A 16,071-nucleotide genomic window follows, 5' to 3' on the forward strand; every position below is an offset into this window, starting at 1 on the left:
TTGAAAAAAGGGAATGGTGTGCCCTTCTGCAAACAGCGGCAGTATATAGGCAGGCTTGTTTCATGGTGGAAGGCCTTCTTTGGGCGTGCCTGACTCTATTGTTTTTCAAACCTATATTTGAGCATGCCATTTTTCAGCCCCAAAGCGCTTTTGCCTTTGGGGCTTTCGCATGTTTTTCCACCCCTTTGGGATATCCTCATAATGGATAAGCCACGATAAAAAGGAGAAGAGAATGTTTACAGGAATTATTGAGGAAATTGGCACCATTTCAAGGATTGCCTCAACAGGCATATCCATGGTCCTTACAATCGAGGCGAAGAAGGTTTTGGAGGATGTAAATCTCGGAGACAGCATATCCGTCAACGGAGTCTGCCTAACTGTTACTTCTTTTGAAAAAAGTAGGTTTACCGTCGATGTGATGCCTGAAACCGTGAAAGCTACGAATATTAAGGACTTAAAGCCGGGATCCAAGGTCAACCTTGAACGTGCCATGGCAGCCGGCGGGAGGTTTGGCGGCCACTTTGTGAGCGGCCATATTGACGGAACGGGAACGATTGTAAGAAAAAACAAAATGGCGAACGCTGTTTATTATGAAATTGAAGCAGCTCCATCCATTATTCCTTTCCTCATTCTCAAAGGATCGGTTGCGGTGGATGGGACAAGCTTGACAATTTTTGATGTAACCGGCGATACGTTTACTGTTTCACTTATCCCCCATACACTTTCTGAAACGATTCTTTCCCTTAAGGAAGCGGGGGACAGTGTCAATATTGAATGCGACATGCTTGGCAAATATGTGCACCATATCCTAAATCCAGGCAAAAGCGAAACGGGGAAAAAGAAACCGGAAATAACCGCCCAATTCCTGGAGAAGAATGGGTTCATTTAAGGAGGGAGCACAATGTTCAGCACAATAGAAGAAGCCCTTCGCGATTTAAAGGAAGGGAAGGTCATCATTGTCTGCGATGATGAAGGGCGCGAAAACGAAGGCGATTTTGTTTCTTTGGCGGAAAAGGCGGTACCGGAAGTCATTAATTTCATGGCCACCCATGGCAGGGGCCTAATATGTGTTCCGGTTGAGGAAGGCATCGCGGAAAAATTAAGGCTCCACCCGATGGTGGACAAGAATACGGATGCCCACGGGACCGCTTTTACCATCAGCATCGACCATAAATTCACGACAACGGGAATTTCTGCTTACGAACGTTCGGCAACAATCCTTAGCATGATCGACCAAGCCGCCCGGCCCGATGATTTTAAAAGGCCAGGGCATGTTTTCCCGCTTGTTGCGAAAAAAGGCGGAGTACTGGAACGGCCAGGACATACAGAAGCGGCGGTTGATTTGGCAAAACTTTGCGGTGCTAAGCCCGCCGGCGTCATCTGTGAAATAATGAATGAAGATGGCACAATGGCCAGGGTACCGGAGCTAAAGGGCGTTGCGGAACGCTTCGGGCTCAAAATGATAACTATAGAAGATTTGATTGCTTTTAGAAAAAGAAAAGAACAGCTAGGGGCAGTAAAATAATTTGCCCTGTTGGATAATGACTGGAGGAATGGAAAATGAATAAAGTATACGAAGGCAACCTCATCGGCACCGGACTGAAAATAGGAATCGTTGCAGGACGTTTCAATGAATTTATCACTGATAAACTATTGGGAGGCGCGTTGGATGCCCTAAAGCGCCATGGAGTAAATGAAACAGACGTTGATGTGGCATGGGTACCAGGCGCTTTTGAAATACCCCTTATCGCCCAAAAACTGGCCAAAGGCGGAAAATATGATGCAGTCATTACTCTTGGCGCGGTCATTCGCGGGTCCACACCGCATTTTGATTACGTATGCAAAGAAGTTGCAAAAGGCGTCGGGAACACCGCGCTATCCTCGGGAATTCCCGTCATTTTCGGCGTACTAACGGTTGATTCAATCGAGCAGGCTATCGAGCGCGCGGGTACGAAAGCCGGAAACAAAGGTTGGGAGGCAGCCTCATCGGCAATTGAAATGGCTAACCTTCTCCGTTCCATTGAGGCATAGTTCGAGACGATTCAAGGAACCGCACCGCGTGTTCCTTTCTTAAAGTGAGTTACCGAAAAATGGCTCTTTGATAGGTTTTATAAAATCCTCATCTTTTTATAAAGGAGAAATAGTAGTGAGCGAGCTGAAAATGGATTCAAAAGTGCTTTCCATTTTGGAAGATAAGATTCAACTCATTAAAACCGGCAAAGGGGCGATTTACCTTGTCGGCCCAATTCGGCTTCCTGTCAATCTTTACGGGGAAACGGTCGTATTCCAGTGGTACTGCTGGCTGAACTGTGATGAAGTGACGGAAGATTATCAGCGAATCATTGATAAACTGTCCTCTTCCAATCTTGCGGAATTGCAGCAATCAAGCGTCCTTGCTTACGGGGATTTCCAGTTCGGAAACGAAGCGCTGATTAGGATGCACTCCATCTGCCATACAGGTGACATTTTTGGAAGCAAGCGCTGCGACTGTGGCTTCCAATTAAAAAATTCAATGAAAATGATTGTCGAGCATGGAACGGGCGCATTATTTTACCTTGCCAATCATGAAGGAAGGGGAATTGGGCTGTTCAGCAAGGCGATGGCCTATATTCTCCAGGAAAATGGCTATGATACGGTTGAGGCAAATGAAGGGCTTGGATTTGTCGACGATTCCAGGAATTACGAAGATGCGATTTCCGTCCTGAAAGCATTGCGCTCCAAGCCTGTCACGCTGATTACGAACAATCCGAAAAAACTTGAGGCTCTAAGGCAGTCAGGTATGCCAATTTCAGGCAGGCGGCCGCTATGGGGAGATATTTCGGAATACAATGAGCAATACCTCCAAACGAAGGTGAACCGTTCAGGACACCTGAGGGAAGAGGGGAATTGCACGAATGACTAGCGATGCGTTCTATATGGACCTCGCCCTGCAAAATGCACGGGCGTTAAAAGGCCAGACGGATCCAAATCCTCTTGTCGGGTCGGTTATCGTGAATGAAGGAAGGATTGTCGGTGTTGGGGCCCACTTGAAGGCTGGAACACCCCATGCGGAAATCCACGCCCTCCGGATGGCGGGGGAGAAGGCCCGTGGAGGCACCATCTATGTCACGTTGGAGCCCTGCTCGCACCATGGCCGAACAGGCCCGTGTGCCGAGGCGATTGTACAGGCCGGTTTGAAAAGGGCGGTCATTGCAACACTCGACCCGAACCCGGTTGTCAAAGGCAATGGAGTTAGAATTCTTCAGGATGCCGGAATTGAAGTCAAAATAGGCATCCGTGAAGAGGAATCCCGTAAGATGAACGAGGTTTTCAATAAATTTATCGTTGATAAGAGGCCATTCGTCACATTGAAAGCGGGGTCTTCCCTTGATGGGAAAATTGCTACCCACACATTTGAAAGCAAATGGATTACCTCCGAAGATGCTCGCCGGGATGCCCATCATTTAAGGAACGAACACATGGCGATCCTGGTTGGGGTCAATACCGTCATAAAAGACAATCCGGAATTAACGACAAGGATTCCGTATGGCCGTAATCCAATTCGTGTCGTGCTTGATTCTTCCTTAAAAATACCGCTCGATTCCAAGGTGGTTACGGACGGACTGGCGGAAACGTGGATTTTTACAACCCGAGATGCTGACACCGATAAGGAGATACAGCTGAGGGAGCGGGGCGCAAGTGTTTTCCGGACAGCGGGCCGGGGGAAAGTGGACCCTGGAGAAGTGCTTGATATTCTTGGGGAAAAGCTCGTTTCCTCCATCCTGATTGAGGGCGGCGGCACCGTCCATGCGAGTTTTATTGAAAAGAAATTGGTTGATAAAGTCATTCTTTATTTTGCTCCGATGTTAATTGGCGGGCAAGCGGCGCCTACATTTCTTGAAGGGGCAGGCGCCAATACAATGGCGGATGTAGTTGAATTGGAAAATACGTCGATAGAAAAGGTTGGCCGTGATTTCAAGTTCACCGGCTATCCTTCCTATAAATAACGAAGGCCAGCAGCTCATGCTGGCTTTTTTTTTGAATAATTTTCCAGATCACTGGACAATTCACCCAATTTAGAAAATAGTTGTAGTAAAATAGTCATAGATAAGAAGGGGGATAGGAGAATGGAACTGCTTTCGGTGTCGGGAATAAGGAAAGCGTTTAAGGATTTTGAAGCAGTACGCGGCGTATCATTTACAGTCAGTAAAGGAGAAGCTTTTGGATTGCTGGGTCCGAATGGCGCAGGAAAGTCTACGACTATCAACATGCTGACGGGCCTTTTTCCACCTACAGAGGGTTCAATCATGATTTCGGGCATTGATATGAAAGCCAACCCGAAAAAAGCACAGGCGCTGATTGGGATTGTCCCGCAGGAAATCGCGCTGTACCAAACGATGAGCGCGAAAAACAATCTTTATTTTTGGGGAAGGATGTACGGCCTTTCCGGCAGCATCCTTGATCATCGGGTCGCCGAAACACTCGAATTGATTGGACTTGCCGACAGGGCGAAGGATAAAGTCGAGACGTTTTCCGGGGGGATGAAACGGAGGGTCAATATTGGCGCGGCCATCCTCCACAGGCCTGAATTATTGATTATGGATGAGCCAACCGTTGGAATTGACCCACAGTCAAGGGCCCATATCCTTGAAACGGTTAAGAGATTGAATAATGAGGGAATGACTGTCATTTACACAAGCCATTACATGGAGGAAGTGGAGTTTCTATGTAAGCGGATTGGCATTATGGACCATGGAAAGCTGATTGCTTTAGGAACCATTCCGGAACTGAGGGAGACGATAGGCGACAGGTCGAGGATGGTCTTTGCCATTCAGGGAGGCGCGGCCAACCCTGACATGCTAAATGGGATTGTTCCGGCAGGTGATTGCCAGGTTTTTGAAGAGAATTTGACGGTGTTCCACAAGGAGCCTCAAGCTGTCTTAAGTACGCTCGTACAAAGAATTACGGAAACGGGTGCGCAAATTTCCGGAGTGGAAATCGTCGAACCGAACTTGGAAAGCGTCTTTTTGCATTTGACAGGAAGAAACCTGCGCGACTAAGGGGGGAGAAAGAATGAATTTGTGGTGGCTTGCTTTAAAAGACACAATCCTTATCGCAAAGGACAGGAAAGCCTTGCTGACACTCATCCTGATGCCGTTGTTATTGATTGGTATATTGGGAGCGGCATTTGGCAAGCTCATGGGAGACGGCGAAGTGAAGCTGGACAAATTTACACTCGCTGTGGCCAATCTTGACGATGGGGAGATGGGCACGGTTCTAGAGGAAGAAGTTTTCGAAAAAGGCCTGCCTAATCTTGTGAAAGTTAAAAAAATGAATGAAGCTGATTTGTATAGAACCCTTAAAGACCAAAAAGCCGCCGTAGGCCTAATTATCGAAAAAGGTTTTTCTAATGCGGTTCTATCTGGTAATGAAGCGAAAGTGAAACTCATTTCGATTCCTTCGGCGGGAATTCAGGCGACAATTACCGAGAACATCATCCAACAGTTTGCAAGTGAAGCCGCTATCCGGACGGCCGGGATGAAGGCTGTCATCGAGGCTGCCGCAAAAGCGGGGAATCAAGGGCAGGCAAACCTTGGTGCCGCGCAGTTTTCCCTGGGGGAGGAACCCTTCCCGCTTGTGAAAGAGGAAGCTCCGAAGGAAGAAGGATTGCCGGTCGGCTCCTTTCAATATTACGCCGCGGGCATGGGGGTCATGTTCCTGCTGATGACAGTTACCATTGGGGTATCGGCCATGATTGAAGAAAAGGATCAGGAGGTTTATAAACGGCTGCTTGTATCAAAATTGACCCATTATGAGTATTTGGCGGGAAAAGTCCTGGGCTTGCTTTTTTTGTGCATGCTTCAGTTGTTTGTAATTATACTCGGAACCCGGTTCATTTTTTCGGTTGATTGGGGCCCATCCCTCACTGGCGTATTCATAATCGGTATTAGCTTCGTATTCAGCGCTTGCGGACTAGGAGTCATGGCGGGTTCACTGGTGAACACGGGAAAGGCCTTTAACGTTGTAGGTATGCTCGGCACACAAATCATGTCGGCAGTTGGCGGAAGTATGGTGCCTTTGTACTTGATGCCTGATTGGGTGAACACGCTCGTAAAAGTTTTTCCAAACGCACTTGCCCTTCAATCATTCCTGGAGTTGATGGCTGGGGGCGGGATAAAGGATATCCTCCCGGGCGCGGCGGGGCTATTGGGGCTCGGGGTTCTATTCCTTGCTATCGGCTGGCTTATGCTTGCCGGGGAAAGGAGGAGAAAGTATGCGTAAAACAGCTGCGATTGCCCTGTTGCATCTGAAGTCGATGGCTCGCACCCCCTCAGTATGGGTAATGATGGTTGTCATGCCACTCGTATTCAGTATTATTTTCGGTGGAATGGCTGGCAGTTCGGAAAAAAACAAACCGCTTGTACTGTATTCAGCCGGAAGCGATGATTTATCTTTACAGACTGCGAAACTGCTGACAGGCAATAAACAATATAAATGGGAAAAAGTTTCCGCACAAAAAGCTAGGGAAGCGGTTAACAATCAAAAGGCCATTGCTGCGGTCATGATTGGAGACGGATTGGCAGAACGGATTGCAAAAAAAGAACCGCTGTTCACCGTTGCAATCCAACGCGAGACACAGGAGTATTTGGCGCTGTATCCCCATCTTGAAGGAGCCGCGCGGACGATTGCCTCGGGTTATGAATTAGCTGCCGCTATCGGGACGGATGGGTTTTCGGCACTTTTACAGGAAGCGTCAGGCCAACAGGGAATCCGCGTTGACAAGGAGATCATTCAAAGGGAAGGAAGCAAGGGAGAAGCAGTATCCTTGAGTACCATTGGATTTACCATCATGTTTATGATGTTCGGGATCTCGGGAGCGGCAGCGACAATCCTTGAAGAAAGGGCGGGCGGAACCTGGGCAAGGCTGATGGCCGCCCCTGTTAACAGGGTTCAAATCATTTGCGGTTATATCCTGTCCTACTTTTTGCTTGGCTGGCTCCAGCTTGGCATTCTCGCTCTCTCGATTAAAGTGCTGTTCAACGGGAAATGGGGAAGCCCGCTCTATTTTATCCCATTTGCGTCGCTTGTCATCCTGACTGTGGTCGGACTGGGCCTCATGATTGCCGGACTGGTAAAAACAAAACAGCAGGCGGGCGCGTTGAGCGCGGTTATCATTGTCAGCACCTGCATGCTCGGAGGTGTCTACTGGCCGCTTGATGTCGTACCTGATTTCATGAAGCTGATTGCAAAATTCGTCCCGCAGAGTTGGATGATGTCGGGTATCCGGGAAATTGTGAGCGGAAGCCTGCACGGACCGACGATTTGGACTGCAATCGCCGTACTAGCAGGATTCTGCCTGCTGTTCTACTATTTGGGAATAAGGAAGCTGAAATACGAGAACTGATTTTGATAGACAAAACAAAAAAGAGAGCCGTCCGGCTCTCTTTTTATAGTATAATTAGATACGCTTTGCACCTACGTAACGTGGCTTCCAGTAAGAGTTGTTTAAGTAAGAAACAGATACGCCCTTGGATGAAGCGGAATGGATGAATTTCCCGTTTCCGATATAAATGCCGACATGAGTCGGTCTTGAAGACTTGTACGTTTTATAAAAAACAAGGTCGCCAGGCTTCAGGCTGTAGACGCGTTTACCTTTGCCCCACATTTCCCCTGCAGTCCTTGGAAGGGACTTTCCTGCTTTACCAAAAGAATATTTTACGAGGCCTGAGCAATCAAAACCGGATTTTGGGCTGATTCCGCCCCATGTATACCGTTTTCCCATATTGGCTTTCGCGACAGAAATTGCATTGTTGTGGTAAGTTGCAGCTTCACTCATGGACGGAAGAAGTGTCATCATCAAAGTTGTCATAAACAGAACCGCCATAAATTTCTTCAACATGTAAGTTTACCCCCTGGTGTTTTTTGCTAAACCTACTATACTCTATTCTTTTTAACAGCGTCTTCACAGGTAGATTACAAGTCTATTACAAGAGGCTGTGAAAATTCAGAAAATTAACATTTTTATTGCTTTAAAAAGTGATAATACTAGATTTTTCTGCCAGAAACATTGATATGACTGGGTTTTTAGCCTCTTAAATCATTTTAGGTACAGTATGGTTCATGGTTGCCAAAATGTAAACAAACTGTGAAAAAAGTAAAAAAATGTGCCGAAAATATGTAAAACAACTGTAAAAATAGATTTTTTCACCTTCTATTTCTTACAAAATTGTAAGGCTGCAAGTTAAAAATGTAAGGGAATGCGATGGATGATAGAAAAGAATTTTATTACAGTAAAAGTAACAAAAGGATAAACGAGGGATGAAAATGGAATTGGTTTTGGAAGCTGTCGGGCTCAATAAGACTTATGGAGGAAAGGGGAATGTTTTTTCCGCCCTGAACAACATCGATGTAAAGGTTGAAAAAGGGGAATTCACCGCGATTATGGGGCCTTCAGGAGCCGGAAAAACAACCTTGCTGAACATATTATCGACGATCGACGTGCCGACTTCAGGCATCGTAAGGATAAACGGTACGAATGTGCAAAGTTTGAATGAAGAGGAAGTCAGTAGGTTCCGGCGGGATAGGATCGGCTTCATTTTCCAGGATTACAACCTCCTGGATACATTGACAATTGAAGAAAATATCGCCTTGCCGCTCGCACTTGCTGGTATGCCGCCAGTCGAAATTGCGGGGAGGGCAGCGGAATTCGCAAAAGTATTCGGGATAGAAGAACTACTCGGCAAATATCCTTATGAGGTTTCCGGTGGGCAGCAACAAAGGGCATCCGCAGCGAGGGCGCTTGTCGCAAGCCCGAGTATTGTCTTCGCGGATGAGCCTACGGGAGCCCTCGATTCGAAGTCGGCCCATATCCTATTGAAGACGCTTGAGGAAATCAACAGGATTAAAGGCTCGACCATATTGATGGTAACCCATGACCCTTTCGCAGCAAGCTTTTGCAGCCGTGTCGTTTTTATAAAGGATGGTGGGTTCTTCACTGAATTAAGAAAGGGAAGCCAAACAAGGAAACAGTTTTTCCAGCAAGTTGTCCATGTGCTGGCTGCCTTGGGGGGTGGACAGATTGAGTCTGTTTGAACTGACAAAAAGAAATATACGTAAAAACTTCAAGGCGTATTTGGTTTATTTTTATCCGATGTCCTTTAGCGTAGTGATTTACTTTACCTTTGTTTCCTTGCAATACAACCGGAAAATTATAGATGCTGCAGCGAGCCTTGGTAAAATAGGGCCCGCATTTATGGCCGCTTCTGTTTTCCTGGTCGCTTTCTCGGCTCTGTTCATCTTTTATTCCAATAGCTTTTTTATGAAAAAGCGGAAAAAAGAAATCGCATTATACTCTCTTTTTGGTATGTCGAAAAAACAAATTGGGCTGATGCTTTTTTTGGAAAATTTGCTTGTCGGCGCGGGGGCGCTTCTGATTGGCATAGGCATTGGTGCGGTTCTTTCCAAGCTGTTTGCGATGGTTCTTGTAAAGCTGATGGGGATTCAAATCGTCGCGGGTTTCACCTTATCTGTAGCCGCGGCAGTCCAAACGGTTGTTGTTTTTTTTCTCATCATTTCTGCTGCTTCGATTTATAATGCCCGGGTCATCCGGACATCCACCCTCCGAGAACTTTTCCAGGCGGGAAAACAAGCGGAGAAAAAGCCGGTTGCCTCCGTCGCTGTGGCTGTATTGTCACTGCTGCTCATCGGAACTGGTTATTGGGTCATTCTTCAGCCAGTTTCATCCGGCATCTGGTCGAGCTACGCATGGCTGAAAATCCTAGGCGCGCTTGTGGGCATCATAATTGGAACGTTCCTATTCATCCGGTCGTTCATCGTCTATTTGCTTTCGGCACTCTTGAAAAGGAAGGCATTCTTCTATAAAGGACCAAACATCATTAGTGCATCGAATCTCCTATATAGGATAAAAGGAAATATCGCCGTCCTGTCGGTATTGGCGCTGTTGTCTACGTTCACGCTTTTCCTGATGGGAGTGACGTGGAGCCTGTACGCCAACCTGAATGATATTTCAAAAGACAATTTTCCGCATAGCTTTATTTATACAGTTCAAAATGGGGATGAGGAAACGGAAATCGGCCGGTTATTCAAGGGCAGGGAAGATGTGCTTTATAGCCAAAAACTTGAGCCTGTGAAAATGGAAGCGGGACCGGATTTTTCAGGAAGATTTCCTCCTTATTATCCAGTCCTGCTTATTCCCGAATCGTCTTTTAGGCAACTTGCCGGGAAAATGGGGAAGGAAGATGCCATTGATTTCGCGGATAATGAAGCGATCGCCTTTTATGATGGAAATCTGAACAGGACCAATGACCCTTATACCGGCAGAAGCATCGGCTTGCCGGGAGGGGAAAACGTAACGATTGCTTCCTATGAAAACTATTCGCTGCTGAATCAAGCCATTTTCGCATTCCCGCTCGTCGTCAAGGACGCCGTTTATGAAAAGTCCGTTGAGTCTGGTGCGCCGACAACACAGCTGCAGATATACAAGCTCGGAAAAGAAAAGGCTACAAAGGAGCTGGGGGGGATAATAGAAGAAATCCTCTGGAACCATGCGGAAGACCGGAACGAGGTGATTTGGTCGAGTTTTTACCAGGAATATTCACAAGGAATGGAAACATACGGCATCCTTATTTTTATCAGCGGCTTCCTCGGGCTTGTCTTCCTGATGGCAACCGGCAGCGTCCTTTTTTACAGGCAGTTGTCGGAAGCGGCCGCCGACAAGCCGAGGTACCAAATCTTGAAAAAGATTGGGCTCGGAGCGCGGGATTTGAGGAAATCGATCAGGGTCCAAACGCTGTTTATTTTCTCTATTCCAATCCTGATTGCCATATCGCATAGTTCTGTCCTTATATCGGCGCTCGCAGGGTTTGCCGGCATCCGGATGGCCGGTCCGTTCATGGTCGTCCTTGGCCTGTATATAGGCCTGTATTTGGCATACTTTTCTTACACGTCGGCCCGTTTCTATGCACTCGTAAATGAATAGCCATGAAAAAAGGGATGGTTCCTCCATCCCTTTTGTCTATTATTCCATATGGTTTTCGGCTTCCAGTCCAAGATAGGCGGCTCCGCCAGGAACAGGGAAGTGAATGCGCGCCTCGGTGAATACCCCCCTTTCGGACTGGACACTTACCGCATGGCCGAGCTTATCGGCGATTTTTTTGGCGAGATAAAGCCCCATCCCTGTAGAGGAATAAAGTTCACGACCGTTTTTCCCGGTAAAACCCTTTTCGAAAACCCTAGGAAGATCCTCGGGGAAAATCCCGATTCCGTTGTCGCGGATGGAAATTATCCTTTCCTTTGGAAGGACGGACACAGTTAGCTCCCCTCCCGGCGGGGTATATTTTAGCGCGTTCCCGAGTAGCTGGTTGAAAAGGAACAGAAGGGCTTTTTTGTCAGTGAGCGCCTCAAAGTCTTCGAAGCGGACGTCCAGGCGGATTTTTTTTGCATAAAAAACCTTGGAATGGGCTTTCAGGGATTCCTTGACGATTTTCCCAATCTGAGCCTCCTGAATGAGGTAGTCATTATTGAAATCGTTCAGGCGGGAAAAATAAAGCGCCTGCTCGACGAAATGCTCAATCCGGTCCATTTCTTCTTCAAGGCTCGCGCTGCCTTCACCGGTTTCATAGAGCATCCGGCTAACGGCAATCGGCGTTTTGATTTCATGGAACCAGGATGTCATGTATTCCATCCATTCCTTTTTTTCATTATTGGCGTGCCTGAGCTCTTCGAGATAGTTCTGATAATGGTCCGTGATCATAGCCAGATAAAGTTTTTCTTCGTGAGTGTTTTTAATGCTATGCAAACGTGGTGCGCCGCCAGGCTCGTAGGTTCCTGCTTCTTTCATAAATGCATTCTTCCTGTGGAAATTGCTGACTAGATAACCAGAGAAGATCAATATCGAAACAAAATCGATGTACAACAGGCTCGCCGGATGAATGGACAGGGACGAGTCGGCAAGGACGACGGCATTGATGAAGCCGATGATGAGTAAGAAACAGATGATAAGGGCTTTGTTGTCGGAAACGTATTCTCCCAGTTTCATAGCAATATGTACCCCTGGCCTTTTCTCGTTTGGATGATGCCGCTAAGGCCGAGGCTTTCAAGCTTCTTTCGGAGACGGTTCATATTGACGGTCAACGTATTGTCGTCTATGAAGCTCTCATCCTGCCACAGGGCGCGCATCATTTCGTCCCTTCCTATGATTTTACCAGGCCGTTTCATTAGAATCGCCATTAAATGGAATTCGTTTTTTGTTAAAATGGCTTCCTTGCCCTCAAATTGTATGGCTGCTTTCTCAAGGTTCAAGAGAAGGCCGTTATATTGGAGCACATTCGTTTCCTGCTGTCCGATTGTCGTTGCTGTCGCCCTCCGCAAAATGGCATTCAGCTTCGCGACTAGCACGTCTAACGAAAAAGGCTTTTGGAGAAAGTCGTCGCCGCCGACATTCATGGCCATGACAATATCCATATTTTCCGTCCTCGATGAAATGAACACGATGGGAGCGGCTGTCACTTCACGGATTTTTTTGCACCAGTAAAACCCGTCGTAGCTTGGGAGGTTGATATCGAGCAAGATGAGATCCGGCTTCAAATCGGCGGCTTGTACATCAATCTCCTCAAACGAGCCGACCGGACAGGGGGAAAAATCCCATTTTTCCAGGTGAGCGGCAATCAACTGCCTTAACTTCGGTTCATCTTCGACAATCATCACTCTTCTCAAAAGGCCACCTTCTTCTTGCAAAGTTTGTATCTATAGTATAGTAGACTTGGCAGGAATTTAGTAGAGTTCCATTTTTCGGGAATTGACTGGAGGGAATAGCGTGATCAAGGGAATTATTTTCGACTTTGACGGCCTGATTGTCGATACGGAGTCGCTTTGGTATGAAGCATATAAGGAAATCATGGCAGAATTCAGGTGCGAACTCCCGCTTGAAGAATTTTCAAAGGTGATCGGGACGACCAACGAAGTGCTGAATGCATATTTTGAAAAAATGACAGGCATGACGGTCGAGGAAGCAGGCATCCATTCGAAAACGAAGGAGTTTTACATGCAAAAAGCAGGCAGCCTGGCGCTCCGTGAGGGGGTTCGCGAGTATTTGGATGAAGCAAAGGCCCTTGGTGTGAAAATTGGCCTCGCTTCAAGCTCACGGAGGGAATGGGTCGAATCGTATTTAAGGAAGTTTGGCATTTACGGCTACTTTGAAACAATTAAGACCAAAGAAGACGTCGAAAAAGTCAAACCGGACCCCGCGCTTTACTTATTGGCCCTGGAGAGCCTGGGGATTTCGCCCAATGAGGCGGTTGCTTTCGAAGACTCGCTGAATGGGTCAGCCGCGGCCATCTCCGCCGGAATGCACTGTGTCATCGTCCCGAACCCGGTAACGAACCATCTTCCATTTGAAAATTACCGGCTACGGCTTGGATCGATGGCAGAGAAAAGTTTGGCGGAAGTGCTAAAGGAAGTTGAAAGGTACGACTAGTAAACAGGGGCGGACAATTATTCTTATTTACCTTCACGATTTTTTTATAAGGGGGCGCTATGTTTGCAGTCCACTTATATTTGGTAAAGGTACCTTTGAACGTGATATTGTAAAATTAAGCAACCGAAGGGAGTGGTTTTCATGTATAAAAGGCCAGAACATGGTGAATATGCAACCTATTATGAACCTTACATTGCGCTGGTTCCGGAAGGGGATATCGTTTCAACTTTGGAGAGGCAGGCGGATGAAACCGTCATCCTCCTGAAAGGTTTATCGGACGAACAGGCTTTATTCAGGTATGGCAAATCAAAATGGAGCATTAAGGAAGTTTTGGGCCATATGGCGGATACGGAACGGATTATGGCGTACCGGCTATTGACGATTGCGCGCGGGGACACGGTACCACTCCCTGGCTTTGAGGAGAACGCGTACGTTCGGGAAGCTGGGTTCGACAGGGAACCGCTTGAGAACTTGCTGGCGAATTTCATGGCGGTTCGGGCGTCGACAAGCGCTCTGGTAAGGTCGCTCAGCGAGGAAGCGTGGCCACGAACTGGGAATGCCAATGGCCATCTCGTATCAGTACGGGCAATCGCCGCCATGATCGCAGGCCACGAACTCCATCACCGCAAAATCCTCATGGAACGCTACATGGGATCTAGTGGTTTTCCCGGAGAGTAAGGCAAGAAACAGTACGAAACGAGGGACGTATTAGTGATTTTTGGATAGAAGAGTCCTATCTTAAAACAAACGAAATGCTCGAGGGCAGGGATATATTCCCTGTCTTTTTTGTTTTTCGGAGTGCAGTATGGCTGATTGGACTCCATCTTCGGAGAAAGTCCCTGTACTGGTGGCATTTTCATAAATCAGGCTGCTTTTCTCCGGTTTACCTGGTCAACATACATACAAACGGATAGATATCCGGGTTTTCAAGGCACTTATCCGGGTTTTCAAGGCACTTATCCGGGTTTTCAAGGCACTTATCCGGGTTTTCAAGGCACTTATCCGGGTTTTCAGACCACTTATCCGGGTTTTCAGGACACTTATCCGGGATTTTAAAGAGGATATCCAGGATTTCGAAACAGATATCTAAAATTCGAGGCACATATCCAGAACTGGCAAATTTGGACACAATTAGGGCCGTCCGCATTAACTGGGATGATTCGGTCAAATGGCAAAGGATCCTTTATTGTTTAGCAAGCCTTTCGATAGGCAAAAATGTATGCAGTAGGAAGAACTTATTTTTCCAAAAAGGAGAAGATGGATTTGAACGGTGAAGTTCCTAAAGACCACAGCATTGATAACAGCCTGGCACTGATGCAGGAGGGGTATGAATTTATCGGGAACCGATGCAAGAAATATGGCGCGGACCTGTTCGAGGCGCGGCTCCTTGGCCAAAAGGTCGTGTGCATGACCGGCGAGGAAGCGGCGAGGATTTTCTATGATAATGATAAGTTTCAAAGAAAAGGGGCGGCACCGAAAAGGGTCCAAAAGACGCTGTTTGGGGTAAATGCGGTCCAGACAAAGGACGGCGCTGTGCACCAAAGCAGAAAGATGCTGTTCATGGCGCTCCTGTCACCGGAGGGAGTTGCCGAGGTCCGTAAACTGGCCGAAACGTATTTCCGTGAAGCCGCTAGTAAATGGGAAACGATGGACCGGGTCGTCCTTTTTGAAGAGGCTGAAGAAATCCTTTGTAAAATTGCCTGCGAATGGGCGGGCGTTCCTTTAAAAGAGGATGAGGCAAAAGAACGCGCGGAGGATTTCACCGCGATGGTCGATGCGTTCGGAGCTGTGGGGCGACGCCATTGGAAAGGCAGGAGGGCCCGGACTCGCGCCGAGGAATGGATCACCGAAGTTATCGAGAATGTCAGGGCAGGGGAACTTGCGGCGAGGGAAGGGTCGGCGCTTCATTCATGGTCGGTTTACCGTGACCCGGATGGACAACCGCTTGACGCGAAAATGGCCGCGGTCGAACTGATAAATGTACTAAGGCCAATTGTAGCGATCGCCACATTCATCTCGTTTAGTGCCCTGGCTCTGCATGAACATCCGGAATGCAAGGAAAAGCTCCGTACGGAAGGCGACGAATACCGGGAATGGTTTTCCGAGGAGGTAAGGCGGTTTTACCCGTTTGGGCCGTTTGTCGGTGCAAGGGTAAAAAATGCATTTACATGGCACGGCTACAATTTTGAAGAGGGACAGCTTGTCCTGCTTGATATGTACGGAACGAACCACGATTACAGGCTGTGGGAATTTCCGGACCAATTTCATCCTGAACGGTTCCGGGATTGGGACGGAAACCTGTTCAAGTTCATTCCCCAGGGAGGCGGGGATCCGGCAAAAGGCCACCGCTGCCCTGGCGAAGGCGTTACGGTGGAGGTAATGAAAGTTTGCCTTGATTTGCTAGTAAACGGAATCACGTATGAAGTACCGGAGGAACAGGATTTAAGCTACAGCCTCGTCCGGATGCCGACGCGCCCGGAAAGCGGATTTATAATGGCTAACGTTAAGAGGGTTCAATAAAAAACAGGGGACGGATCACTTCCGCAAAAACGAAAGCGGAGGGCCCGTCCCCTTTTTTACTCATGTTCCATATAAAA

The 16,071-nt window shown here is 47.6% G+C and carries 15 protein-coding genes and 1 pseudogene; 13 read left to right on the top strand and 3 right to left on the bottom strand.

Features of this window, described 5'->3' with window-relative positions; all coding sequences use genetic code 11:
• Positions 1–232: 232 nt before the first annotated feature.
• From ribE to RB160_RS00430, 8 genes and pseudogenes are all read left to right on the top strand, one after another.
• On the top strand, positions 233–889 hold the full coding sequence (gene ribE / locus RB160_RS00395) for a riboflavin synthase (protein WP_316568242.1): 657 nt from the start codon (positions 233–235) through the stop codon (positions 887–889).
• A gap of 12 nt (positions 890–901) precedes the next feature.
• Positions 902–1,510, top strand: a pseudogene (gene ribB / locus RB160_RS00400) (3,4-dihydroxy-2-butanone-4-phosphate synthase); the annotation flags it as partial.
• A gap of 50 nt (positions 1,511–1,560) precedes the next feature.
• The gene (ribH, locus tag RB160_RS00405) at positions 1,561–2,031 is read left to right on the top strand and encodes a 6,7-dimethyl-8-ribityllumazine synthase (protein WP_316568243.1); all 471 of its coding nucleotides are present in this window, start codon (positions 1,561–1,563) and stop codon (positions 2,029–2,031) included.
• A 130-nt stretch (positions 2,032–2,161) separates the two neighbouring features.
• On the top strand, positions 2,162–2,902 hold the full coding sequence (locus RB160_RS00410) for a GTP cyclohydrolase II (protein ID WP_396954655.1): 741 nt from the start codon (positions 2,162–2,164) through the stop codon (positions 2,900–2,902).
• Entirely contained in the window at positions 2,895–3,986 is a 1,092-nt protein-coding gene (gene ribD, locus RB160_RS00415; RefSeq protein WP_316568245.1) for a bifunctional diaminohydroxyphosphoribosylaminopyrimidine deaminase/5-amino-6-(5-phosphoribosylamino)uracil reductase RibD, read from the top strand. Before RB160_RS00410 ends, ribD begins: the two co-directional genes overlap by 8 nt.
• Positions 3,987–4,112: 126 nt before the next feature.
• Positions 4,113–5,039 carry an ABC transporter ATP-binding protein gene (locus RB160_RS00420; protein ID WP_316569024.1) on the top strand — a complete coding sequence of 309 codons (927 nt, stop codon included), beginning with the start codon at positions 4,113–4,115 and terminating at the stop codon, positions 5,037–5,039.
• A gap of 13 nt (positions 5,040–5,052) precedes the next feature.
• Positions 5,053–6,261 (top strand): ABC transporter permease, encoded by a 1,209-nt coding sequence (locus RB160_RS00425; protein WP_316568246.1) that lies wholly within the window; start codon positions 5,053–5,055, stop codon positions 6,259–6,261.
• On the top strand, positions 6,254–7,384 hold the full coding sequence (locus RB160_RS00430; RefSeq protein WP_316568247.1) for an ABC transporter permease: 1,131 nt from the start codon (positions 6,254–6,256) through the stop codon (positions 7,382–7,384). Before RB160_RS00425 ends, RB160_RS00430 begins: the two co-directional genes overlap by 8 nt.
• Positions 7,385–7,438: 54 nt before the next feature.
• Here RB160_RS00430 and RB160_RS00435 read toward each other — a convergent pair whose 3' ends face one another.
• Positions 7,439–7,879, bottom strand: a complete 441-nt coding sequence (locus RB160_RS00435; protein WP_316568248.1) for a C40 family peptidase — start codon at positions 7,877–7,879, stop codon at positions 7,439–7,441.
• Between the two features lie 425 nt (positions 7,880–8,304).
• On the opposite strand from RB160_RS00435, the gene RB160_RS00440 reads away from it, so the two are divergent.
• Positions 8,305–9,072 (top strand): ABC transporter ATP-binding protein, encoded by a 768-nt coding sequence (locus tag RB160_RS00440; RefSeq protein WP_316569025.1) that lies wholly within the window; start codon positions 8,305–8,307, stop codon positions 9,070–9,072.
• Complete coding sequence (locus RB160_RS00445) at positions 9,059–10,978, top strand: FtsX-like permease family protein (RefSeq protein ID WP_316568249.1); 1,920 nt, start codon at positions 9,059–9,061, stop codon at positions 10,976–10,978. The genes RB160_RS00440 and RB160_RS00445 overlap by 14 nt, the downstream gene beginning before the upstream one ends.
• A gap of 39 nt (positions 10,979–11,017) precedes the next feature.
• Here RB160_RS00445 and RB160_RS00450 read toward each other — a convergent pair whose 3' ends face one another.
• Together RB160_RS00450 and RB160_RS00455 are read right to left on the bottom strand one after the other, a co-directional pair.
• Positions 11,018–12,037 (bottom strand): sensor histidine kinase, encoded by a 1,020-nt coding sequence (locus RB160_RS00450; protein ID WP_316568250.1) that lies wholly within the window; start codon positions 12,035–12,037, stop codon positions 11,018–11,020.
• The gene (locus RB160_RS00455) at positions 12,034–12,705 is read right to left on the bottom strand and encodes a response regulator transcription factor (protein ID WP_316569026.1); all 672 of its coding nucleotides are present in this window, start codon (positions 12,703–12,705) and stop codon (positions 12,034–12,036) included. The genes RB160_RS00450 and RB160_RS00455 overlap by 4 nt, the downstream gene beginning before the upstream one ends.
• A gap of 112 nt (positions 12,706–12,817) precedes the next feature.
• On the opposite strand from RB160_RS00455, the gene RB160_RS00460 reads away from it, so the two are divergent.
• From RB160_RS00460 to cypC, 3 genes are all read left to right on the top strand, one after another.
• On the top strand, positions 12,818–13,474 hold the full coding sequence (locus tag RB160_RS00460) for an HAD family hydrolase (RefSeq protein ID WP_316569027.1): 657 nt from the start codon (positions 12,818–12,820) through the stop codon (positions 13,472–13,474).
• A 141-nt stretch (positions 13,475–13,615) separates the two neighbouring features.
• Positions 13,616–14,152, top strand: a complete 537-nt coding sequence (locus tag RB160_RS00465; protein ID WP_316568251.1) for a DinB family protein — start codon at positions 13,616–13,618, stop codon at positions 14,150–14,152.
• A 585-nt stretch (positions 14,153–14,737) separates the two neighbouring features.
• Positions 14,738–15,994, top strand: a complete 1,257-nt coding sequence (gene cypC / locus RB160_RS00470; RefSeq protein ID WP_316568252.1) for a CYP152 family fatty-acid peroxygenase CypC — start codon at positions 14,738–14,740, stop codon at positions 15,992–15,994.
• The last annotated feature ends 77 nt before the right edge of the window (positions 15,995–16,071 follow it).

It is taken from the genome of Neobacillus sp. YIM B06451 (genome assembly GCF_032667185.1).
In the GTDB taxonomy this organism is placed as follows: Bacteria; Bacillota; Bacilli; order Bacillales; family Cytobacillaceae; genus Bacillus_D.